The following is a 20,411-nucleotide window of genomic DNA, read 5'->3' as shown; positions in this document are numbered from 1 at the left end:
TCGACTGTTTTAAGGAGCGATACCGTGGCTTCCGTCTGCGATGTCTGCCGCAAGGGGCCGACCTTCGGCAACAACGTGTCCCACTCGCACCGCCGTACCCGTCGTCGTTGGAACCCCAACATCCAGACGGTCCGCGCGGTCGTCGGCGGCACGCCGAAGAAGCTGAACGTGTGCACCTCGTGCATCAAGGCGGGCAAGGTCACCCGCTAGTTCTCGTCTTTCGCGAAGCCCGTCGCTCCTGATTGCTGGAGCGGCGGGCTTTCGTCGTGCCCGCCCCCGCCGGCACCGCCTGGGCGGCGCTGAGGGGACGCTGGGGGCACCGAGCCCGCCGCGGGTCGCCACCGGGCCCGGAGGGTGTGGGTCAGCGCCGGACAAGCAGGGGTCAGCGCCAGCGCCAGGCGTGGTCGACCGGGCCGATGCCGGAGCCCAGGGGGAAGCCGCGGGCGATCGCGCCCGTCACGTACTCCTTGGCCTTCCCCACCGCCGTCGGGACGTCGTCGCCGAGCGCGAGCCGGGAGGCCAGGGCCGAGGCCAGGGTGCAGCCCGTGCCGTGGGTGTGGCGGTTGTCGAGGCGTTCGGCGGCGAAGCGGTGCTCGGTCGTGCCGTCGGTGAGGAGGTCGACAGGGGCGCCGGGCAGATGGCCGCCCTTGATGAGCGCCCAGGACGGGCCCAGCGCGAGCACGGCGTCGGCGGCCCGGCGCAGGTCTCCCTCGTCCTCGACCTTGACGGAGGTGAGCTGCTCCACCTCCCACAGGTTCGGCGTCACGACCGTGGCCACGGGCAGCAGGCGCGTCCTGAGCGTGTCGACGGCCTCGGGGGCGAGCAGCGAGTCGCCGTGCTTGGACACCCCGACGGGATCGACCACCACCGGCGCGTCATAGGCCCCCAGCACCTCGGCCACCGTCTCCACCAGCACCGGCGAGGCCAGCATGCCGGTCTTGACGGCCTGCGCCCCGATGTCGCCCAGCACGGAGTCGAGCTGCGCGCGCACGGCCTCGGGCGGCAGCTCCCAGTAGCCCTGGACGCCCAGCGAGTTCTGGGCCGTGACGGCGGCGATCACGCTCATGCCGTGCACGCCCATCGCCATCATGGTCTTCAGGTCGGCCTGGATGCCCGCGCCGCCTCCCGAGTCGGAGCCCGCGACGGTCAGCACACGTGGAGGGGTCGTCATGAACCCCATCCAACCACTCGACCGGTACCGAACAGGCACTCAGCCGATCGCGCACTCCCCGCCGACCAGCCCGCACGCGCCGGGCTCCTGCGCCTTCCCCGTCGCCGAGTACGTGACGTCCACCGAGCCGCCTGCGGCCAGCGAGCCGGACAGGTCGATGATCAGCAGGTCGCCGTCCTGGGTCCAGGAGCCGCCGTTCACGTCCATGACGCGGCCCTCGACCGGGACGGAGAAGGTGGCGTTCGCCAGCGGGGCCGGCGACTGGTTGGTGACGCGCAGCGTGGCCGAGTACGAGGCGAGCCGCTGCTTGACCGTCTGCCGCACGTTGACCGAGCCGCCGCTGCCTCCGTACCCGGACGTGGAGGTGGTCGCGGGCGCGGGGCTGCTGCCCACCGTGGGGACGACGCCGGTGTCGGAGTTGCCCAGGGGCGTGCCGTCGTCGGTCGGGGCCTCGGAGATCGTCTCCTCGGCCGGCGGCTCCGGCTGCTGCGTCGGCTTGGCCGAGGTCTTCGTCCGCGTCCTGGTGGGCGTGGGGGTGGGGGCCGTGCTGCGGCGCGGGGCGCGGTTGCCGACCGTGGGGGCGGTGGTCGTCGGGGCGTCGGAGGGCGTGCTCGACTCTTCGTCCTCCGTCGGCTCCTCGGCGGGCTCTTCCTCCTCCGTGCCGGGATCGGAGACCGCCGCGGTCGAGGGGCTGGTGCTGGTGTGGACGGCGGCGCAGCTCGTGTCCGCGCACTTGCCGGGGTCACCCGAGGAGCTCATGAGCTTCACCCCGGCGACCGTGCCGCCGAGCACGACGGCCACGGCGGCGACCGACAGCAGCGCCATGCGGCCCCTGCCCTTGCCGCTGCCGCCGCCGGTGGGCGCGTTCAGCCCGTCGTCGTCGCCACCGCCGCCGCCCCTGGACGACTTGCGCCGGCCGCCGCGGCGACGGCCACGGGACTCGTCGGACTCGTCCAGGTCGTCGAGGTCCTGGTCGGAGGACCAGCCCGAACGCAGGAAGCCGGTCTCGGCCTCCGCCCAGGCGGGGGTGTGCGCGGCGGTCGGCTCCCCGGCCACCTTCACGTCACCGGGCTCCGGCGGCCTCCCGTGGAAGGCGGTGTCGGACCCGGCGGGCACGTCGAACCTGGCCGTACCGCCGGACTCCGGCACGTCGAACCTGGCGGTGCCACCGGGTCCCGGCACGTCGAACCTGGCCGTGCCGCCCGGCTCGGGGGCGTCGAAGGGGCCGGTGTTCCTGCCCTGCCTGTCGAACGGGCCGCTGTCAGGACCCTGCGCGTCGAACGGGCCGGTGTTCCGCCGGGGGGCGTCGAAGGGGCCCGTGGTGCGGCCGGAGGCGTCGAAGCTCGGCGGAGGTCCGAAGGCGGACGTGGCGTCGGGCTGGCCGGAGGGGCCGACGGCGTCCCAGTCGGCCGGGCGGGCGAACGCGCCCGTCACCTCGAACGGCCCGGCCCCGTTCGGCTCGGGGTAGGGAGACCCGGAGAACTGGGGGCCGTTCGGCGGCGGAAAGGGGCCGGAGGGCGCGTCGGACGGCGGGAACCCAGGGGCGGCGTCGGCGGGCACGGCGAAGGCCCCCGTGGTCTCGAACGGCTCGGGCTGCCTGCCGCTGCGCTGCGGCGGGCCGTCCTCGCGGCGCGGCATCGGGGCCCACTGCCCTGTCACCTCGACCTGGTCCGGCAACGCCGGCCAGCCCGGCGCCTCGGCCGGCTCGTCGGGACCCCAGAAAGCGCTGCCGTTCCCCCGTTCATCCCCATCGTCGGATCCACCGGTGCCGTGGCGGCCCATGGCTGCCCTTTCTCGCGGTTACAGTGGCCGCCAATCTTCATAACACCTTTACTACGTCCTTGTCACAACAATCCCGCTAGTCCTACCCTAAACCCGGAAAATTTCACTTAAATCGGGACAAGTCATCACCGAAAGTGATCCCAGCCGCCCCGTCCCACCTGGCGGCCGTGCACCAGGACGCCCTCGCCCTCGACCACCCGGCCCACGAGCTGCCACGACGACGGAAGCCGTACGTCAGGAGGGAAGACCGCGGCGAGCGCGTGATCCTCACCACCCGTGAGCACCCATTCCAGCGGATCCTGCCCCAGCTCCTTGGCCGCCGCCGCCACCGGCTCCCCCACGGTGAACGACTCGGGATCGAGCTCGACGCGTACGCCACTGGCCTCGGCCACGTGCCCGAGGTCCTGCACCAGGCCGTCGCTGACGTCGAGCATCGCGCTCGCGCCCAGCTCGGCCGCCCGCGGCCCCTCCTCGTACGGCGGGCAGGGCCGCCGGTGGGCGGCCACCGCCTCCGCCAGCACGCCGGAACCCGCGGCGACCCCGGCGGCCAGCAGCGCCAGCCCCGCGGCGGCGAACCCCAGCCGCCCGGCCACGGCCACCACGTGCCCCGGCCGCGCGCCGGAGCGCGTCACCGGCGCCCGCCCGCGCAGGTCGCCCAGCGCGGTCACCCCGATGACCACCAGGTCGGACCGGGTGACGTCGCCGCCGACCACGCTCGCGCCGACCACCGCGCACTCCTCGCGGAACCCGTCGGTCAGGGCGTCGAGCCAGGCCACCGGCAGGTCGGCGGGGATGCCGAGCCCGACCACGATGGACGTCGGCACGGCCCCCATGGCGGCGATGTCGGCCAGGTTCTGGGCGGCGGCCTTGCGGCCCACGTCGCGCCCGCCGGACCAGTCGAGCCGGAAGTGCCTGCGCTCGACCAGCAGGTCGGTCGAGACGACCACCCGCCCGTCGGGCGCGGCGACCATGGCGGCGTCGTCACCCGGGCCGAGCATGACCCCCTCTCCCTGGGGCAGGCGTCCGGCAATACGATTTACGACACCGAATTCGCCGAGATCTCCGACTGTGATGACGCACCTCCTGACGCACACAGGGTACGGTGGCCCTTCGGCGTGATCCAATCGCCCGGGAGGACGTGATGGTGCAGGCCTACATCCTTATTCAGACCGAGGTCGGCAAGGCCGCCGCCGTTGCCGAGGAGATCTCCGGAATTCCGGGGGTCACCCAGGCGGAAGACGTGACGGGGCCCTACGACGTGATCGTCCGCGCTGAGGCGCGCAACGTCGACGAGCTCGGGAAGCTGGTCGTGGCGCAGATTCAGGCGGTGGAGGGGATCACGCGTACTCTTACGTGTCCGATCGTTCATATCTGACACATTCGAGGTCTGGGTTCCATGCGCGCCGCCGCCGTCCTACTCCTTCTTCTGGCACTCGCCGGCTGCGGCGGCGTGGTACAGGTCGATCCGCCCAAGCCTTCGGGGGAGGCGGCGGCGGCCTGTGACAGGCTCGCGTCCCTGCTGCCCAAGACGCTGGACGGCGCCGAGCGCGGCACGTCGGAGCCGGCCTCGCCGTACGTGGCGGTCTGGGGGGAGGCGTCCATCGCGTTGCGCTGCGGGGTGCCGCGGCCTGCCCGGATGGCGCCGACCGACCAGCTCCAGGAGATCGACGGAGTGGGCTGGTTCGCCGATCCGGACAAGCCCATCCTGTTCACCGCGGTGGCCGCGCCCACGTACGTGGAGGTCACGGTCGGCGGCGACCACGCGGCGTCCGACGTGCTGGCCGAGCTGTCGGGGCCGATCGGGCGGGCCGTGTCAACGCAGTCCGGCTGAGCGCGACAGCGCGAGCTGGATCAGCCGGTCGACCAGCGCCGGGTACGACAGCCCCGAGGCCGCCCAGAGCTGCGGCGCGACCGACAACGAGGTGAACCCGGGCATCGTGTTGATCTCGTTGAAGACCAGCCGGCCGTCGGGCGTGTAGAAGAAGTCGACCCTGGACAGGCCCTCGCAGTCGAGCGCCTCGAAGGCCCGTACGGCCATCGCGCGCAGCTCCTCCGCGGTCTCGGCCGGGATGTCGGCGGGCACGGTGAGCGACATCTGGTCGGGGTAGTACTTGGCCTCGAAGTCGAAGAACTCCTGGCCGCCCTCGACCTTGACCTCGCCCGGGATCGACGCGGCGGCGGGCTCGTCGCCGAGCGACTCCAGCACCGCGCACTCGATCTCGCGGCCCTCGATCGCGGCCTCGATCAGCACCTTGGGGTCGTGCCGCCGGGCGGACTCGACGGCCGCCTCCAGCTCGGCGCGGTCGTGGGCCTTGGAGATGCCCTGCGAGGAGCCGGCCCTGGCGGGCTTGACGAACACCGGGAAGCCGAGCTCCTCGGCCTCCTTCAGCACGACCTCGCGGTTGAGCCGCCAGTCGCGGTCGCGGACGACGACGTAAGGGCCGATCGGCAGCCCGGCGGCGGCCATCACGGTCTTCATGTGGGCCTTGTCCATGCCGACGGCGCTGGCCAGCACGCCGGAGCCGACGTAGCGGACGCCGGCCATCTCCAGCAGGCCCTGGATGGTGCCGTCCTCGGCGAACGGGCCGTGCATGACGGGGAAGACGACGTCGACCGTGCCGAGCTCGACCGGGATGCTCCCGGGGTCGTAGGCCACCAGCCCGGCGCCGCCGCTGGGCAGCGCGAGCGCGGCTCCCGAGGTGTCGACCGCGGGCAGCTCCCCGGCCTCGATGGCGAACCGCTGGTCGGACGCGGCGAGCACCCACCTGCCGTCCTGGGCGATCCCGACCGGGATCACCTCGTACTTACTCCTGTCGATCACATCCAGCACGCTGCCCGCGCCCATGAGGGACACGGCATGCTCAGAATTGCGACCTCCGAAAACGACGGCGACGCGTGGCTTGCTCATGACGTCCGAATCTACCGGGGTGTCCCCCTGACAGCGAGTCGAGCGCGCGGTGGCGTCCGGATTCACAGGCCGTACCGTTCGGGTTTGGGCGAGCGGGACATGAGCAGCATGCCCGCCTCCGACGGCGACATGCCGTCGTGCACGACCCCGACGACCACCTCGGTGATCGGCATCTCGACGTCGTGCTTCCTGGCCAGTTCGAGGACGGACTCGCAGGACTTCACGCCCTCGGCGGTCTGCTTGGTGGCGGCGACGACCTCGGCGAGGGTCATGCCGCGGCCCAGGTTCTCGCCGAAGGTGCGGTTGCGCGACAGCGGCGAGGTGCAGGTGGCCACCAGGTCGCCCATGCCGGCCAGCCCGGCGAAGGTGTGGGGGTCGGCGCCCAGCGCGGCGCCGAGGCGGGAGATCTCGGCCAGGCCCCTGGTGATGAGCATGGCGCTGACGTTGTCGCCCATGCCCATGCCCGCCGAGACGCCCACGGCCAGCGCGATCACGTTCTTCACCGCGCCGCCCAGCTCGACCCCGACCACGTCGGTGTTGGTGTACGGCCGGAACCACGGCGGCAGGTGGCAGGCGGCCTGGAGGCGTTCGGCGACCGACTCGTCGGTGCAGGCGACGACCGTGGCGGCGGGCTGGCGGTGGGCGATCTCCTTGGCCAGGTTGGGCCCGGACACCACCGCGACCCGCTCCTCGGGCACCTCGGCGACCTCGCGGATCACCTCGCTCATGCGCTTGGTCGTGCCCAGCTCGACGCCCTTCATGAGGCTGACCAGGACCGCGTTCGACGGGATGTGCTCGCGCCAGGCGGTCAGGTTGGGCCGCAACATCTGCGAGGGGACGGCCAGCACCACGAAGTCGGCGCCGTCGAGCGCGCGCACGGGGTCGGTGGTGGCGCGCAGCGCCTCGGGCAGCGTCACGCCGGGCAGGTAGTCGGGGTTGGCGTGGTCCTGGTCGATCGCCTCGACCAGCTCCGGCCTGCGCCCCCACAGCGTGACCTCGTTGCCCGCCTCGGCGAGGACCATGGCGAACGTGGTGCCCCACGAGCCCGTGCCGAGAACGGCTGCCTTTGTCATGCCATCACCGCCTGGCGGGATCGTAGGGAGTTTCCGGGGCCTTCTCGCCGCGCAGCTCGGTCAGCTGCTCGGTGATGGCCGCCATGATGTCTTCGGTCGCCTCGCGCAGCACGCCGGCGCGCAGGGGCTGCCCCTCGTACTTGGACAGGTCGACCGGCGGGCCGACGGTGACGTGGAAGGTCTTGCGCGGGAACAGCCTGGGCTTCTTGGCGCCGTACGGCAGCAGCTCGTGGGCGCCCCAGTGGGCGATGGGGATGACCTGCGCGCCGCTCTCCAGCGCCAGCCGGGCGGCGCCGGTCTTGCCCACCATGGGCCACAGCTCGGGATCGCGGGTGCAGGTGCCCTCGGGGTAGAACAGGATGGCCGCGCCGTCACGCAGCCGCTGGGCCGACGAGCTGAGCGACCTGGCCGCCTCGCTGCTGCCCCGCTCGACCGGGATGGCCAGCAGGCCGTTGAGCGCCCGGCCCAGGAAGGGCACCTTGAACAGCGCGGCCTTGGCCAGGATGACCGGCCAGCGCCCGTTGTTGAACAGGAAGTGCGACAGCAGGACGGGATCGCTCCAGGACAGGTGGTTGGCCGCGATGATGATGCCGCCGGTGCGCGGGAGTCGCTCGCCGTTGCGCCAGTCCTTCTTGACCAGGAGCCACGACAGCGGCTTCACCACCGCTACGGCGAATGACTCCCAGAAACGCGAAGGTCGCGTGGGGCGGCTCATGGTCTCCTCCAACCCGTACGGTGTGCGCCCCAAGTCTCCCGGTTGGCCGCGTGGGATGTCGAGGCGAGATGCTTAAGCCTATGAGCAACCGCTGGTCTCTGGTCATTCCGGTGAAGACGCTGGTCGCGGCGAAGACCCGGCTGGCGGCCGCGACGGGCCCCCACCGTACGCGCCTGGCCGTGGCCGTGGCCTGCGACACCGTGGCCGCGGCGCTGGCCTGCCCGGCGGTGGCGCGGGTGATCGTGGTGACCGCCGATCCGGCCGCGGCGGGGCCGCTGGGGGCGCTGGGCGCGCAGGTGGTGCACGACCCCGACCGCGGGCTCAACACCGCGTTGCGCACGGGCGCGGCCCATGCCGTACGCGTCGCGCCCGGTGAGGCGGTGGGCGCGCTCCAGGCCGACCTGCCGGCCCTGCGACCGGCGGAGCTGGCGACGGCGCTGGCCGCGGCGGCCGAGTTCGACCAGTCGTTCGTGCCGGACGCCCAGGAGGTCGGCACGACGTTCTACGGCGTGCTCGCCGGGCGGCCGTTCACGCCGCGGTTCGGCGGCGAGTCGCGGGCCAGGCACCTGGCCGGCGGCGCGAAGGAGCTGTGCGTGCCGGGGATCGACTCGCTCCGCCGGGACGTGGACACCCCCGACGACCTGCGCGCGGCCCTCGCCCTGGGCCTGGGGCGGCACACGGCGGCGGTGGTCGCCGACCTGTGGCCGGGGGCGTGACCCTCCGGGCCGCCTCTCGCCCGCCGGGCGGCGGTCGGCTTAGGCTGGACGGCGTGCAGGCGACGGTACGCAGCTTCGACGAGGTCACCCGTTCCGGCTCGGTCTTCCTCGACGACGGGACGGTGCTGGAGTTCGGCACGCGCGCCTTCGACGCGGGGCCGCTGCTGCTGCTGCGCACGGGGCAGCGGGTGAACCTGGCGACCGACGGCGGGCAGATCACCTACATCACGCTGTCGACGTTCCCGATTCCCGCGCCCGAATGACGACGCGGTCCCGGAAAACAGCGAACGCCCGGGCGTGGGCCGCCCGGGCGTGATGTCCGCTGAGACTATTTCTTCTTGCCGATCTGCTTGCCGCCCTCGTTCACCAGGTCCTTGAATTCAGAGCCGGGACGGAACTTAGGCGCCCAGCTCTCGGCGACCTTGATCTCGGCGCCGGTCGACGGGTTCCTGGCAGTGCGGGCGGGCTTGTTCACCATCTCGAACGCGCCGAAGCCCGTGATGGAGACCTTGTCCCCGCTCGCCACGGCCTTCTGGATGGCCTCGATGACCGCGTTGACGGCCTCGGTGGCCGTCCTTTTGTCGCCCACCCGATCGGTGATGGCGTCGACGAGCTCTCGCTTGTTCATGAAAGTCCTGCTCCCCCAGTGACGGCTCGGGGTTCCAGCTCTCGAGTTCGACGTAGAAACCCCTTACGCGCTCGAAAGTAGGCGGGATCGCGGGGGAACTCAATCACCCTGCGTGTTTTCCCCCTCGCGTGGCGTGTCGAGAGCGCCCAGAAAGGCGTCGAGCCGGGCGGCCGCCCTTTCCGGATCGCGCTTGGCGAGATCGCAGATGGACAGGTAGCGGCGGGCCGCCCGTTCCTTGTCGGCGGCGGGGAGCATGCGGACGCGGCGGTGCGCCTCGCGCAACCGCCGCGCCAGTTCGTCGTCTTCTAGACGGTCGTCGGCAGCCATGGCTGCCGACCATTCTCGTACGCGGCCACGTCGTCGGCGTGACGCAGGGTCAGGCCGATGTCGTCCAGGCCCTCGGTGAGGCGCCAGCGGGTGTAGTCGTCGATCTCGAACGGCACGACCTCATCGGCCCAGCGGACCTGGCGTTCCAGCAGGTCGACGGTCACCTGCAGCTTCGGGTCTGCCTCGACGGCGGCCTGCAGGGCCTCGACCTTCTCGGCGGGCAGCACGACCGGCAGCAGCCCCATCTTGGTGGAGTTGTTGCGGAAGATGTCGCCGAACCGGGCGGCGATCACGGCGCGGAACCCGTACTGCTGCAGGGCCCACACGGCGTGCTCGCGGGAGGAGCCGGTGCCGAAGTCGGGGCCGGAGACCAGGATCGAGCCGCCCTCGTAGGAGGGGTCGTTCAGGACGAACGTCGGGTCCTCGCGCCAGGCGGCGAACAGGCCCTTCTCGAAGCCGGTGCGGCTGACCTGCTTGAGCCAGACGGCCGGGATGATCTGGTCGGTGTCGACGTTGCTGCGGCGCAGCGGCACCGCCGTACCGGTGTGGGTGGTGAAGGCGTCCATCGGTCTGGTTCTCCTTACAGGTCGGCGGGGGCGGTCAGGCGGCCGGTGACCGCGGTCGCGGCGGCGACCTGCGGCGACACCAGGTGGGTGCGGCCGCCCTTGCCCTGGCGGCCCTCGAAGTTGCGGTTGGAGGTGGAGGCGCTGCGCTCGCCGGGCTTGAGCGTGTCGGGGTTCATGCCGAGGCACATCGAGCAGCCGGCCTCGCGCCACTCGGCGCCGGCGGCCTTGAACACCTCGTGCAGGCCCTCCTGCTCGGCCTGGAGCTTGACCAGCATCGACCCGGGCACGATCAGCGTGCGGGTGCGGACCTGGCGGCCGCGCAGGATCTCGGCGGCCGAGCGCAGGTCCTCGATGCGGCCGTTCGTGCACGAGCCGACGAACACGGTGTCGACCTCGATCTCGCGCAGCGGCGTGCCCGCGGTCAGGCCCATGTACTCCAGCGCGCGCTCGGCGGCCGAGCGCTCGACCGGGTCGGCGAAGCTGTCGGGACTCGGCACGGACCCGCCCAGCGGCAGGCCCTGGCCGGGGTTGGTGCCCCACGTGACGTACGGGGTCAGCGTCGAGGCGTCGATCTCCACGACCTTGTCGAACACGGCGTCGTCGTCGGTGCGCAGCGACTTCCAGTACTCGACGGCCTGGTCCCACAGCTCGCCCTCGGGGGCGTGCGGGCGGCCCTTGAGGTAGGCGAACGTGGTCTCGTCCGGGGCGATCACGCCGGCGCGGGCGCCCGCCTCGATGGACATGTTGCAGACGGTCATGCGGCCCTCCATGGAGAGCTTGCGCACGGCCTCGCCGCGGTACTCGACGATGTAGCCCTGGCCGCCACCGGTGCCGATCTTGGCGATGATCGCCAGGATCAGGTCCTTGGCCGTGACGCCGGCGGGCAGCTCGCCCGAGACCTCGATGGCCATCGTCTTCGGCCGGTAGGCGGGCAGCGTCTGGGTGGCCAGCACGTGCTCGACCTCGGAGGTGCCGATGCCGAACGCGATGCCGCCGAAGGCGCCGTGGGTGGAGGTGTGGGAGTCGCCGCACACGATCGTCATGCCCGGCTGGGTCAGGCCGAACTGCGGGCCGATGATGTGCACCACGCCCTGGCCGGCGTCGCCCATCGGGTGCAGCCTGATGCCGAACTCGGCCGCGTTCTTGCGCAGCGTCTCGACCTGGGCCTTGGAGACGGGGTCGGAGATCGGGCCGAGCACGGTCGGGACGTTGTGGTCCTCGGTGGCGATGGTGAGATCGGGCCTTCGCACCTTCCGGCCGGCGAGACGGAGACCGTCGAACGCCTGCGGACTGGTCACCTCGTGAATGAGGTGCAGGTCGATGTAGAGCAGGTCGGGTTCGCCCTCCGCACGGCGGACGACGTGCTGCTCCCAGACCTTCTCGGCCAGTGTGCGGCCCATGATCTCCTCCTTGAGATTGCCTCCGACTTGCTTTCTCATATGTCGAGACGGCAGTATCGGTGTATGGACAACTCTAGCGGAGTCGGAGTACTCGACAAGGCCGTTCTTGTACTCAATGCCCTCGAAGCGGGTCCCGCTTCCCTGGCTCAGCTCGTCCAGGCCACCGGCCTGGCCCGCCCCACGGCCCACCGGCTGGCCGTCGCACTTGAGCACCACCGCATCGTGAGCCGCGACACCCAGGGCAGATTCGTGCTCGGGCCGCGGCTCGCGGAGTTGTCCACGGCGGCCGGCGAGGACCGGCTGCTCGCGGTGGCCTCGCCCGTGCTGATGCAGCTGCGCGACCTGACCGGCGAGAGCGCGCAACTCTACCGGCGCCAGGGCGACGAGCGGGTCTGCGTGGCGGCGGCCGAGCGGGCCAGCGGCCTGCGCGACACCGTCCCGGTGGGCTCGGCGCTGCCGATGACGGCCGGTTCGGCGGCCCAGATCCTGCTGGCCTGGGAGGAGCCCGACCGGCTGCACAGGGGCCTGCGCGGCGCCAAGTTCACCGCCGCCACCCTCGCCTCCGTGCGCCGCCGCGGGTGGGCCCACAGCGTCGGCGAGCGCGAGCAGGGGGTGGCCAGCGTGTCCGCCCCCATAAGGGGCAGCGGAGGCAAGGTGATCGCCTCCGTCTCGGTCTCCGGGCCCATCGAACGGCTCACCCGAGCGCCCGGCCGCCTGCACGCCGTACCCGTCATGGCGGCCGCCGAACGCATCACCGAGGCCATGCGCCGCACGTCATGATCGGCGAAAGCTCGTATTTCGGGGGCCGACTGCCTCGCGGGCGCACTAGCCTGAGTGCGTGACAGATCGCATCGAGGTAGCCGCCACTGAGCTGCGACCCCTGCTCGAAGAGTTCATCATGTGGGCGCGTTCCAACGCGCCCGACAGCGACCCCGAGCTCGTGGGGCCTGCCGCACTCTGGCACCGTCTCGCCTTCTCGCAGGATCTCGGCACGTGGAAGCGTGCCGACCTGCGCAACCTGCTGCTCGACCGCATGCCGAAGGTCGTGGAGGATCCCGACGCCGCCGCCGACGGCATGCTGCCCGCCGTCGACGCGTACCTGACGTTCCTCTCCCAGACCGGCAGGCTCGCCAAGGGCTCCGACTCCCTCGTCGACCTGCGGGCCGAGCTCGACGACGTCGAGGACGAGTTCGTCGAGCTCATGGAGGACCTGCTCGACGACGACGGCGCGGGTGACGACGAGGAGGAGACCGGCGACCTGGGCGACTTCGAGGCGTTCGCCGACGAGCTGGCCGAGCTCGACACCATCAGGTTGCGCCCCGACTCCGAGCTGGCCGCGGCCGCCCGCCAGGCCCCGCTGGTCGCCAAGGCCCGCGACCTGGCGCTGTGGGTCGGCTCCGGCCGCCGCGTCGGCGAGGACACCCTGCTCACCGACGCCGAGGTGGAGGAGGCGCTGGCCGCCGTCGGCCTGCCCATGCCCGAGACCGACGGCCCGGTGGCCGAGGCGGTCCCGCAGCTCTGGAACATCTGGAACCTCGCCGTCGACCTGGAGTTCCTCGAACCGGGCGAGGGCAACACCGTGGCCGTCCAGGACGACACCTCCGAGTGGCCGTTCGACGACGACGAGGACGTCCTCGACGCCTGGATGCTCGGCCTGCACTCGGTCGACTACGGCGACCCCGAGCTCGACGACGACGACCTGACGATGGCGCTGACCGGCCTGACCCGGGGCCTGCTGGTCAGGCTGCTGCTGGCCGGCGGCTCGCGTGAGCGCGACGACCTGGCCCGCGAGCTGGCCGAGGCCGCCGCCGACCTCGACGAGCTGGGCGGCGACGCCTGGGAGGCGGCCGGCGACCCGCTGGCCCCCGCCATCGACTGGCTGACCGGCTACGGCATGATCGAGGTCGAGGGCACGACCGTGCGCCTCACCCCGCTGGGCACCGAGGGCGTCATCCACCTGGTGGACGACGCCGACATCGAGGTCGACGCCCGGCCCGCGATCGAGTCGATGAGCGCCCACGAGCTGCTCGCGCTGAGCGCCGAGCTGCCCGAGGACGAGGCCGACGCCGAGTTCGCGGCCTGGATGCGGCTCAGGGAGCCGGCCAAGGCCGCCGAGGAGCTGCTCGACGCGGCGGCCGAGGACGAGAGCGACGCCCTGATCCGGGTGCAGGCGGCCAGCGTGGTGGGCACGCTGGGCGAGGCCGCCGTCCCGGCCTGGCAGGCGGCGCTCAAGCAGGCGTCCCTGCGGCCGTACGCGGCGACGCACCTGAGCCAGCTCGGGGTCGAGGGGGCGCCCGAGCCCACCCAGGACGACACCCACTGGCTGATCCTCGACATGTGGACGATCTCGGCCGGGCTGGGGCGTTCCGAGTTCGTCAGCAGCCTGCGGGACATCGGCCCCGACATGGTCAACGGGCTCCTCGAGGTGATCTGGAAGATCCCGCACGCGCACGTGGAGGAGCTGCTTGACCTGATCTCCCAGGTCCACCCCGACAAGCAGATCGCCAAGACGGCCCGCCGCGCCCTGTTCAAGGCCCGCTCCTCGGCCTGATCCCATCACGGCCAGGGCCCCGCGCGACCCGCGCGGGGCCCTGTTCCCGTTCACGGGCGGCTTGCAAGGTTCTCGGTCGCGGGCGGCCCGTAGAACGCGGAAGGTTGCCGTTCGCGAGCGGCCCGTAGAACGCGAAAAACGCCCCGGTGCTTGACGCACCGGAGCGTTTGGGTGAACGTAGTCCCGACCGGATTCGAACCGGCGCTACCGCCTTGAGAGGGCGGCGTCCTGGGCCACTAGACGACGGGACCTTCGCACAGCTTGTGATCGTGGTAGTCCCGACCGGATTCGAACCGGCGCTACCGCCTTGAGAGGGCGGCGTCCTAGGCCACTAGACGACGGGACCTTGTCCACAAGCTGGTGTGCCGGGTCTCCCCGGCGACGCAGGTAACTCTACCGCACCCCGCAGACCACAACCAACCCGCTTATCAGCGCATGAGATCGGGCCGGTGGCGGCGGACCCAGTCGCCCATCGGCCCCCGTTCCCACAGCGGGTCGATCTCGCCGAGCGCAGGGCCTGGACGCGTACGCGCACGCCGCCGGGCCGGCCCAGGAGCCGTGGGTCGGCCGGCCGGGTGTCCACCACGCCGATCCCGGTGATGTCGGGCCAGCGCAGCCGCACCCGGAAGCCGCGGGCGTCGGCCAGCTCCACGCCCTCCGGCGAGAAGCGCACCACCGTGCCCGCCACCAGCCGGCGGTGCTTGACGACGAGCACGCCGGTCAGGGCCGCCGTGGCGAGCGCGCCGATCACGACGCCCAGCGCCGAGCTGCCGGTGAGGATGGCTCCGAGCAGCAGGCAGACGGCGAAGAAGAGCACCAGCGGCCCGGCGAACGGGGCGACGAAACGGGCAAGACCGCCCTCGCGCATGCGGAATTCGTCCATGAGGCGAGGGAGGCTACCCGCCGAGCAGCCCGCGGCGGAAGGCCTCGGCCACGGCGGCGGCGCGGTCGCGGACGTCGAGCTTGGCGTAGGCGTGCAGCAGGTGCGTCTTGACGCTGGCCTCGCTGATGAACAGCTCGGCCGCCGCCTGCCGGTTGGTCGCTCCCCCGGCCACCAGCCGCAGCACCTCCAGCTCACGTCTGCTCAGGTCGCCCCGCCTCGGTCTGCGGACGTGGTCGGCCAGCCGTCCGGCCACGGCGGGGGCGAGCACGGTCTCCCCCTCGTACGTGGCCCGCACGGCGCGTGCCAGCTCCTCCGGGTGGGCGTCCTTCAGCAGGTAGCCGGCCGCCCCGGCCTCCAGCGCGGGCAGGACGTCGGTGTCGAACGTCGTGAGCACCAGCACCCGCGGCCCGCTCCCGCTCAGCTCCCTGATCGCGGCCAGGCCGTCCATGCCGGGCATGCGCAGGTCCATGAGGACGACGTCGGGTCGCAGCTCGGCCGCCAGCCGGACGGCCCGGGCGCCGTCGGCCGCCTCGCCCACGATCTCCATGCCGGGCTCGGCGCCCAGGGCGGCGCGCAGGCCGTCCCGGACGATCGGGTGGTCGTCCACGATGAGCAGTCTCACGGTCGTTCGCCTTCCGCGGGTATGACGGGGACGGCCGCGGCCACGGCGCTCCCCCGGCCCGGCTCGGACTCGACCTCCAGCGTGCCACCCACCGCGCGGGCCCGCCGGCGCATGCCCTCCACCCCGAAGCCCTCAGCAGCCTCCTGCGGAACGAAACCGCGCCCGTCGTCACGGATGTCGAGCATGACGACTTCGTCCGTGTACGACAGGGTGAGGGCCGTCCTGGTGGCATCGGCGTGCTTGGCGACGTTGGCCAGTGCCTCCTGGGCGATGCGGAACAGCGTGGCCTCGACGTCGGCGGACAGGGCGACGGGGGTGCCGGTGATCTCGACGGCCAGGCCGACGCCCGCCGTGGCGGCCCACGAGCGGGCCATGCGGCCGAGCGCGTCGGGGAGTCCGGAGTCCTCCAGGGGGCCGGGGCTCAGGGCGCGTACCGTCCGGCGGGTCTCGGCCAGGCTCTGGCGGGCCAGCCGGGCCGCCTGGTCGAGGTGGCGGCGGCGGTCGGCCTCGTCGGTGGCGCGGCCGGCCGCGCCGAGCTTGCCGATCAGGGCCGCGAGGTCCTGGGCGACGGTGTCGTGGATCTCCCCCGCCACGCGCTGCCGCTCGTCGAGCACGCCCGCCCGCCTGGCCTGGTGGAGGAGCCGGGCGTGCAGGTCGGCGTTCTCGTCCATGGCGGTGCGCAGCTCGCCGATCAGGCGGCGGCGCCGGTCGCTCTCGGCGGAGACGTACCAGCCGGCCAGGGCGAGCGGGACGGCGATGCCGCCGGCCACCGTGAACAGCCCGGCGGGCGCGCCGGGACCGGCCTGGGCCACGACGACGACCACGGCGGTGAGCGTCACGCCCGCCATCACCAGGCGGGTCGGCAGCAGCGCGACGGCCAGGGGGTAGCCGAGCGAGGCGAACACGACGAAGGCCGGGTTGCCCGCCACCAGCGCGGCCGCGAGGCCCACGAGCAGCACGTAGTACGGGACGACGAGAACGGCCGGCCGGTGCCGCCGGGAATGCAGCCACGGGACGGCGGCGAGCCACACCGCCGCGACGGCGGCCAGGACGGGCCAGGGCGCGACGATCCAGGGCGCCGCGGCGGCCAGGGCGTTGCCACCCTGCGGCGGGTCGCCCATGACGGCGGCGGCGACCACGGAGATCGCCAGCAGCCCGTAGCCGAGCGCGACGTGGAGCAGACGCTCACGTCCTGGTGCCCGGCTCACGCCTCCAGCCTGGCACGCCGCCCGGGTCAACCGATCGGTGGATGGGCGGACTCAGCCGTACGGACGGCCGTACGGGCGATGCGCAGGACTGCCGGCCCGGGCGAACATCGGCCCATGAGCGATCGAGAGAGCCGATCCCGGCCCGGCCGGGTGACCACGTTCGTGTTCGTCACCGGAGCCGGCGGGGTGGCGCAGGGAGATCCGGAGCTGACGCTGCGCGGGCACCGGACCGTGGGCGTGGAGCTGCCGGGGCACCTGCCCGCCGAGCAGTTCAGCCGCGCCTACCAGGCTCCGCAGGACCTGGCGGCGCTGGCCGCCGCGCCCTCGCCGGTGTCCGGGGTGACCCTGGACGACTACGTCGAGGCCACGGTGGACGTCGTGCGCAGGGTCGCCGCGTACGGCCCGGTGGTCCTGGTGGGCGGGAGCCTCGGCGGAGCGGCGGTCACCAAGGCCGCCGACGAGGTCCCCCACCTGCTCGACCGGCTGGTCTATGACACGGCGTTCTGCTGCACGCGGCTGCGCTCGCCGGCCGAGTACCTGGAGACCCCGGAGGCCGCCACGAGCCTGGGGAAGGGGCTGGTGGCCGGGATGATCGGCGACCCCGCGGCGCTCATGGCGGTGCGGATGAACTGGCGGACGTCCGACCCGGCGTTCCTGGCCGCGGCCAAGGAGGCGTTCATGGCCGAGGCGGCCGACGGCGAGTTCCTGGCGCTGCTCAACACGTTGCTGCCGGACGAGAGCCTGCTGGTCTCCGCCGCGGACGCGCGCGGCAGGACGGACGCCTGGGGGCGGGTGCCGCGGACGTACATCAGGCACGCGCGGGACCGGATGATCCCGCTCGCGCTGCAGGACCGGATGATCAGGGAGGCGGACGCGGCCACCCCGGACAACACGTTCGAGGTGCGCACGGTCGACGCCGGGCACGCGGCCACGGCCGCGGAGTACCGGAGGATCAGCGAGATCCTGGACGGCCTGGCGATCTGACGGGCCGCCGAAACGAAAAAACGGACGTCTCTCAAGGAGACATCCGTTTCGGGAACTTGCTGGGGTACCAGGACTCGAACCTAGACTAACTGAACCAGAATCAGTCGTGCTGCCAATTACACCATACCCCACCGCTGCGAACCCCTTCTCGGAGCGCGCTTGGCGACGTCCGAAAGAATAGCCCAGCTCGGGGGGTAAGACCAAAACGATTGCCGAAGCGGCGTCCGGCCGCCTGCGGCACGGGCTCCGACGTGCCAAGCTGAAGAGGACAAAACACCACGTGGAGGAGCCCAAGCGTTGGCCGAGAACCCGTTCTTCGCCCCTAGTAGCCTGCCGTACCAGCTGCCGCCGTTCGCGGACGTCCGCGAGGAGCACTACCTGCCCGCGTTCGAGCGCGGCATGGCCGAGCACCTGGCCGAGGTCGACGCGATCGCGAACAACACCGAGCCGCCCACCTTCGACAACACGATCGCGGCCCTGGAGCGTTCGGGGCGGATCCTCGACCGCACGGCCACGGTCTTCTTCAGCATGGCCGCGTCCAACTCCAGCGACGGGATCATGGAGATCGAGAAGGAGATCTCCCCGAAGCTGACCGCGCACAATGACGCGATCCGCCTCAACCGGGCGCTGTGGGCGCGGATCAAGCAGGTCGGCACGTCCGACGCCGAGGAGGCGTGGCTGCTGGAGAAGTACCGGGAGGACTTCGTCCGGGCCGGGGCCGACCTGTCGGAGCCGGAGCAGGACCGGCTGCGCGAGCTCAACGGCGAGCTGTCGAAGCTGTCGACCGAGTTCGCGCAGACCCTGCTCAAGGCGTCCACCGAGGAGGCCCTGGTCCTCACGGACCCCAAGGAGCTCGACGGCTTCGACGAGGCCAGGATCGAGTCCCTGCGCAAGGACGACGGCACGTACGTCCTGCCGCTGCTGAACTTCACCAACCAGCCCGGCCTGGCCCAGCTCACCGACCGCGACGTGCGCCGCCGCCTGTACGAGCGGAGCGTCGGCCGCGCCCCCGCCAACTTCGACCGGGCCGCCAGGATGGCCACGCTGCGGGCCGAGCGGGCCGCGCTGCTCGGCTTCCCCGACCACGCCGCCTACTCGGTGGCCGACCAGACGGCCAAGACCGTCGAGGCGGTCGAGGAGATGCTCGGCCAGCTCGTCGGCCCGGCGGTGCGCAACGCCGGCAGGGAGGCCGAGGCGCTGACCGAGCAGGCCGGGTTCGAGATCGAGCCGTGGGACTGGTCGTACTACTCGGAGAAGGTGCGGCTGGCCCGCTACGACTTCGACGCCGACGCCATGCGCCCCTACTTCGAGCTGAACCGGGTCATCAGGGACGGCGTGTTCTTCGCCGCCACCGAGCTCTACGGCATCACCTTCACCGAGCGGCCCGACCTGCGCGGCTACCACCCCGACGTGACCGTCTTCGAGGTGTTCAACGAGGACGGCGGCGCGCTCGGCCTGTTCCTGCTCGACCCCTACGCCAGGGCGAACAAGCGCGGCGGGGCGTGGATGAACAACCTGGTCGACCAGTCGCACCTGTTCGGCGAGCTGCCGGTGGTCATGAACAACCTCAACATCACCAAGCCGGCCTCGGGGCCGACGCTGCTGACGTACGACGAGGTGAACACCGCCTTCCACGAGTTCGGCCACGCGCTGCACGGGCTGTTCTCGCAGGTGCGCTACCCGCGCGTGTCGGGCACCAGCGTGCCGCGCGACTTCGTCGAGTACCCCTCGCAGGTCAACGAGATGTGGGTGACCTGGCCGGAGGTCCTGGCCAACTATGCCAAGCACCACGAGACGGGCGAGCCGATGCCCGCCGAGCTGGTGGAGAAGCTCAACGCGGCCGAGAAGTTCAACCAGGGCTTCGCGACGGTGGAGTACCTGGCGGCCACGCTGCTCGACTGGGCCTGGCACCGGCTGGCGCCCGGCGAGCAGGTGGCCGACGCGCAGGCGTTCGAGCAGCGGGCCCTGGAGGCGGCCGGGATCGACGTGCGGCTGGTGCGCCCGCGTTACCGGACGAACTACTTCGCCCACATCTTCTCGGGCGGCTACAGCGCCGGCTACTACTCCTACATCTGGAGCGAGGTGCTCGACGCCGAGAGCGTGGAGTGGTTCAAGGAGAACGGCGGCCTGACCAGGGCGAACGGCGACCACTTCCGCCGCGAGCTGCTCTCCAGGGGCGGCAGCCTCGACCCGCTGACCGCCTTCCGCAACTTCCGCGGGCGCGAGCCGGGCATCGGGCCGCTGCTGGCCCGCCGCGGCCTCGACTGACCGCCGCTCCCCGCCTCCCCCGCTGAGGCTTCCCCTATGGCTCCGGCAGCTCCTCGATGCGCTGCCGGAGCCATTCCTTCTCCGCCCGGCTCGACGCGCGGGCGATCTCCAGCATCCCGCGCCGGTACGGGTCGGGCTCGTCCTTGATCCGGACGGGCCGGCCGCCCTCGTAGAAGAAGCTCGCCGGGGCCTCCAGGAAGGCCAGCCTGCGCCGCAGCACCCGTGACCGGTCGGCGGGGTCGGGCAGCGCCGACAGGAACGTCAGCAGGGCGAAGAAGCGCGTCTGGTCGCTGACGTCGAGCTCGCTCGGGTCGCGCAGCCGCCGCAGCAGCTCCTCGCGGCCCTTGCCGGTGAGCGTGAGCACCTGCCTGCGGGCCGCCGCCGCGCCCGCCTCCTCGTGCCGCTCGACCAGGCCCTTGCTCTCCAGTCTCGATATGGCGGGGTAGAGGGCGCCGTCGCTGACCGGGCGGAGGTGGCCGGTGAGCGCGGCCAGGCGCGCCTTGAGCTCGTAGCCGTGCATCGGCCGTTCGTTCAGGAACCCCAGGATCGTGAGGGACAGATCCCCGCCGCTTGCCATGTCGTGCATCGTAACGCTATACCTCTAAACGA

Annotated in this window: 23 protein-coding genes and 3 tRNA genes; 9 read left to right on the top strand and 17 right to left on the bottom strand. The window is 72.1% G+C overall.

Annotated elements, in window-relative coordinates:
• Positions 1-24: 24 nt before the first annotated feature.
• On the top strand, positions 25-210 hold the full coding sequence (gene rpmB / locus ACNF49_RS12445; protein WP_043618345.1) for a 50S ribosomal protein L28: 186 nt from the start codon (positions 25-27) through the stop codon (positions 208-210).
• A gap of 172 nt (positions 211-382) precedes the next feature.
• Here rpmB and thiD read toward each other — a convergent pair whose 3' ends face one another.
• The 3 genes from thiD to ACNF49_RS12430 all read right to left on the bottom strand — a co-directional run bounded on the left by thiD (position 383) and on the right by ACNF49_RS12430 (position 4,047).
• Positions 383-1,180 (bottom strand): bifunctional hydroxymethylpyrimidine kinase/phosphomethylpyrimidine kinase, encoded by a 798-nt coding sequence (gene thiD / locus ACNF49_RS12440; RefSeq protein ID WP_357973068.1) that lies wholly within the window; start codon positions 1,178-1,180, stop codon positions 383-385.
• A gap of 30 nt (positions 1,181-1,210) precedes the next feature.
• Positions 1,211-2,830, bottom strand: coding sequence for a hypothetical protein (locus tag ACNF49_RS12435; RefSeq protein WP_482943740.1), 1,620 nt, complete (start codon positions 2,828-2,830; stop codon positions 1,211-1,213).
• Between the two features lie 248 nt (positions 2,831-3,078).
• On the bottom strand, positions 3,079-4,047 hold the full coding sequence (locus ACNF49_RS12430) for a thiamine-phosphate kinase (protein WP_498702335.1): 969 nt from the start codon (positions 4,045-4,047) through the stop codon (positions 3,079-3,081).
• 47 nt (positions 4,048-4,094) lie between these two features.
• Here ACNF49_RS12430 and ACNF49_RS12425 point away from each other — a divergent pair, with 47 nt between their 5' ends.
• A complete protein-coding gene (locus tag ACNF49_RS12425; protein WP_125637145.1) occupies positions 4,095-4,328 on the top strand; it encodes an Lrp/AsnC family transcriptional regulator in 234 nt (77 codons plus the stop codon).
• Between the two features lie 21 nt (positions 4,329-4,349).
• On the top strand, positions 4,350-4,784 hold the full coding sequence (locus tag ACNF49_RS12420) for a DUF3515 domain-containing protein (protein WP_357973077.1): 435 nt from the start codon (positions 4,350-4,352) through the stop codon (positions 4,782-4,784).
• Here the strand turns inward: ACNF49_RS12420 and ACNF49_RS12415 are convergent.
• From ACNF49_RS12415 to ACNF49_RS12405, 3 genes are all read right to left on the bottom strand, one after another.
• Positions 4,767-5,861, bottom strand: a complete 1,095-nt coding sequence (locus ACNF49_RS12415) for a D-alanine--D-alanine ligase family protein (protein ID WP_357973079.1) — start codon at positions 5,859-5,861, stop codon at positions 4,767-4,769. The genes ACNF49_RS12420 and ACNF49_RS12415 overlap by 18 nt on opposite strands.
• A gap of 62 nt (positions 5,862-5,923) precedes the next feature.
• Complete coding sequence (locus tag ACNF49_RS12410) at positions 5,924-6,934, bottom strand: NAD(P)H-dependent glycerol-3-phosphate dehydrogenase (protein WP_357973082.1); 1,011 nt, start codon at positions 6,932-6,934, stop codon at positions 5,924-5,926.
• A 4-nt stretch (positions 6,935-6,938) separates the two neighbouring features.
• Positions 6,939-7,649, bottom strand: coding sequence for a lysophospholipid acyltransferase family protein (locus ACNF49_RS12405; protein ID WP_482943739.1), 711 nt, complete (start codon positions 7,647-7,649; stop codon positions 6,939-6,941).
• 80 nt (positions 7,650-7,729) lie between these two features.
• On the opposite strand from ACNF49_RS12405, the gene cofC reads away from it, so the two are divergent.
• Positions 7,730-8,365 carry a 2-phospho-L-lactate guanylyltransferase gene (gene cofC, locus ACNF49_RS12400; protein ID WP_352324832.1) on the top strand — a complete coding sequence of 212 codons (636 nt, stop codon included), beginning with the start codon at positions 7,730-7,732 and terminating at the stop codon, positions 8,363-8,365.
• A gap of 53 nt (positions 8,366-8,418) precedes the next feature.
• Positions 8,419-8,628 (top strand): hypothetical protein, encoded by a 210-nt coding sequence (locus ACNF49_RS12395; RefSeq protein WP_352324833.1) that lies wholly within the window; start codon positions 8,419-8,421, stop codon positions 8,626-8,628.
• A gap of 65 nt (positions 8,629-8,693) precedes the next feature.
• On the opposite strand, the gene ACNF49_RS12390 is transcribed toward ACNF49_RS12395, so the two are convergent.
• The 4 genes from ACNF49_RS12390 to leuC form a co-directional block, all read right to left on the bottom strand.
• Complete coding sequence (locus ACNF49_RS12390; protein ID WP_352352161.1) at positions 8,694-8,993, bottom strand: HU family DNA-binding protein; 300 nt, start codon at positions 8,991-8,993, stop codon at positions 8,694-8,696.
• A gap of 99 nt (positions 8,994-9,092) precedes the next feature.
• Positions 9,093-9,320 (bottom strand): SCO5555 family protein, encoded by a 228-nt coding sequence (locus ACNF49_RS12385; RefSeq protein WP_352352162.1) that lies wholly within the window; start codon positions 9,318-9,320, stop codon positions 9,093-9,095.
• Positions 9,299-9,886: a 3-isopropylmalate dehydratase small subunit gene (leuD, locus tag ACNF49_RS12380; protein WP_352352163.1), complete on the bottom strand. Its 588-nt coding sequence runs from the start codon at positions 9,884-9,886 to the stop codon at positions 9,299-9,301. Before leuD ends, ACNF49_RS12385 begins: the two co-directional genes overlap by 22 nt.
• Positions 9,887-9,900: 14 nt before the next feature.
• A complete protein-coding gene (gene leuC / locus ACNF49_RS12375) occupies positions 9,901-11,286 on the bottom strand; it encodes a 3-isopropylmalate dehydratase large subunit (RefSeq protein WP_357973094.1) in 1,386 nt (461 codons plus the stop codon).
• A gap of 63 nt (positions 11,287-11,349) precedes the next feature.
• On the opposite strand from leuC, the gene ACNF49_RS12370 reads away from it, so the two are divergent.
• Together ACNF49_RS12370 and ACNF49_RS12365 are read left to right on the top strand one after the other, a co-directional pair.
• Entirely contained in the window at positions 11,350-12,066 is a 717-nt protein-coding gene (locus ACNF49_RS12370; RefSeq protein WP_352319070.1) for an IclR family transcriptional regulator, read from the top strand.
• Between the two features lie 58 nt (positions 12,067-12,124).
• Positions 12,125-13,837 carry a hypothetical protein gene (locus tag ACNF49_RS12365; protein WP_482943738.1) on the top strand — a complete coding sequence of 571 codons (1,713 nt, stop codon included), beginning with the start codon at positions 12,125-12,127 and terminating at the stop codon, positions 13,835-13,837.
• Positions 13,838-14,015: 178 nt separating this feature from the next.
• Here the strand turns inward: ACNF49_RS12365 and ACNF49_RS12360 are convergent.
• The 5 genes from ACNF49_RS12360 to ACNF49_RS12340 form a co-directional block, all read right to left on the bottom strand.
• Positions 14,016-14,088 (bottom strand) — tRNA-Glu (locus ACNF49_RS12360).
• Positions 14,089-14,107: 19 nt separating this feature from the next.
• Positions 14,108-14,183: transfer RNA gene (locus ACNF49_RS12355), tRNA-Glu, on the bottom strand.
• Complete coding sequence (locus ACNF49_RS12350) at positions 14,169-14,720, bottom strand: hypothetical protein (protein ID WP_482943737.1); 552 nt, start codon at positions 14,718-14,720, stop codon at positions 14,169-14,171. Before ACNF49_RS12350 ends, ACNF49_RS12355 begins: the two co-directional genes overlap by 15 nt.
• 13 nt (positions 14,721-14,733) lie before the next feature.
• Complete coding sequence (locus ACNF49_RS12345) at positions 14,734-15,342, bottom strand: response regulator (RefSeq protein ID WP_482943736.1); 609 nt, start codon at positions 15,340-15,342, stop codon at positions 14,734-14,736.
• The gene (locus tag ACNF49_RS12340) at positions 15,339-16,550 is read right to left on the bottom strand and encodes a sensor histidine kinase (RefSeq protein WP_482943735.1); all 1,212 of its coding nucleotides are present in this window, start codon (positions 16,548-16,550) and stop codon (positions 15,339-15,341) included. Before ACNF49_RS12340 ends, ACNF49_RS12345 begins: the two co-directional genes overlap by 4 nt.
• A 114-nt stretch (positions 16,551-16,664) precedes the next feature.
• Between ACNF49_RS12340 and ACNF49_RS12335 the strand changes: the two genes are divergently transcribed.
• Positions 16,665-17,534: an alpha/beta fold hydrolase gene (locus ACNF49_RS12335; protein ID WP_482943734.1), complete on the top strand. Its 870-nt coding sequence runs from the start codon at positions 16,665-16,667 to the stop codon at positions 17,532-17,534.
• A gap of 59 nt (positions 17,535-17,593) precedes the next feature.
• On the opposite strand, the gene ACNF49_RS12330 is transcribed toward ACNF49_RS12335, so the two are convergent.
• Positions 17,594-17,665, bottom strand: a tRNA-Gln gene (locus ACNF49_RS12330).
• A gap of 166 nt (positions 17,666-17,831) precedes the next feature.
• Here ACNF49_RS12330 and ACNF49_RS12325 point away from each other — a divergent pair.
• Positions 17,832-19,802: a M3 family metallopeptidase gene (locus tag ACNF49_RS12325; protein ID WP_357973112.1), complete on the top strand. Its 1,971-nt coding sequence runs from the start codon at positions 17,832-17,834 to the stop codon at positions 19,800-19,802.
• Positions 19,803-19,836: 34 nt separating this feature from the next.
• Here ACNF49_RS12325 and ACNF49_RS12320 read toward each other — a convergent pair whose 3' ends face one another.
• Positions 19,837-20,379: a PadR family transcriptional regulator gene (locus ACNF49_RS12320; protein ID WP_357973115.1), complete on the bottom strand. Its 543-nt coding sequence runs from the start codon at positions 20,377-20,379 to the stop codon at positions 19,837-19,839.
• Between the last annotated feature and the right edge of the window lie 32 nt (positions 20,380-20,411).

This window comes from Actinomadura sp. ATCC 39365 (assembly GCF_054392275.1).
This window is presented reverse-complemented; position numbering and strand designations above follow the sequence as displayed.

Coding starts and splice junctions, on each gene's coding strand:
- ACNF49_RS12425 (WP_125637145.1), top strand. CDS start 4,095: ATGGTGCAGGCCTACATCCTTATTCAGACCGAGGTCGGCAAGGCCGCC.
- ACNF49_RS12350 (WP_482943737.1), bottom strand. CDS start 14,720: ATGGACGAATTCCGCATGCGCGAGGGCGGTCTTGCCCGTTTCGTCGCC.
- ACNF49_RS12370 (WP_352319070.1), top strand. CDS start 11,350: ATGGACAACTCTAGCGGAGTCGGAGTACTCGACAAGGCCGTTCTTGTA.
- ACNF49_RS12405 (WP_482943739.1), bottom strand. CDS start 7,649: ATGAGCCGCCCCACGCGACCTTCGCGTTTCTGGGAGTCATTCGCCGTA.
- ACNF49_RS12385 (WP_352352162.1), bottom strand. CDS start 9,320: ATGGCTGCCGACGACCGTCTAGAAGACGACGAACTGGCGCGGCGGTTG.
- ACNF49_RS12390 (WP_352352161.1), bottom strand. CDS start 8,993: ATGAACAAGCGAGAGCTCGTCGACGCCATCACCGATCGGGTGGGCGAC.
- ACNF49_RS12410 (WP_357973082.1), bottom strand. CDS start 6,934: ATGACAAAGGCAGCCGTTCTCGGCACGGGCTCGTGGGGCACCACGTTC.
- ACNF49_RS12420 (WP_357973077.1), top strand. CDS start 4,350: ATGCGCGCCGCCGCCGTCCTACTCCTTCTTCTGGCACTCGCCGGCTGC.
- cofC (WP_352324832.1), top strand. CDS start 7,730: ATGAGCAACCGCTGGTCTCTGGTCATTCCGGTGAAGACGCTGGTCGCG.
- ACNF49_RS12415 (WP_357973079.1), bottom strand. CDS start 5,861: ATGAGCAAGCCACGCGTCGCCGTCGTTTTCGGAGGTCGCAATTCTGAG.
- thiD (WP_357973068.1), bottom strand. CDS start 1,180: ATGGGGTTCATGACGACCCCTCCACGTGTGCTGACCGTCGCGGGCTCC.
- ACNF49_RS12320 (WP_357973115.1), bottom strand. CDS start 20,379: ATGGCAAGCGGCGGGGATCTGTCCCTCACGATCCTGGGGTTCCTGAAC.
- ACNF49_RS12335 (WP_482943734.1), top strand. CDS start 16,665: ATGAGCGATCGAGAGAGCCGATCCCGGCCCGGCCGGGTGACCACGTTC.
- leuD (WP_352352163.1), bottom strand. CDS start 9,886: ATGGACGCCTTCACCACCCACACCGGTACGGCGGTGCCGCTGCGCCGC.
- leuC (WP_357973094.1), bottom strand. CDS start 11,286: ATGGGCCGCACACTGGCCGAGAAGGTCTGGGAGCAGCACGTCGTCCGC.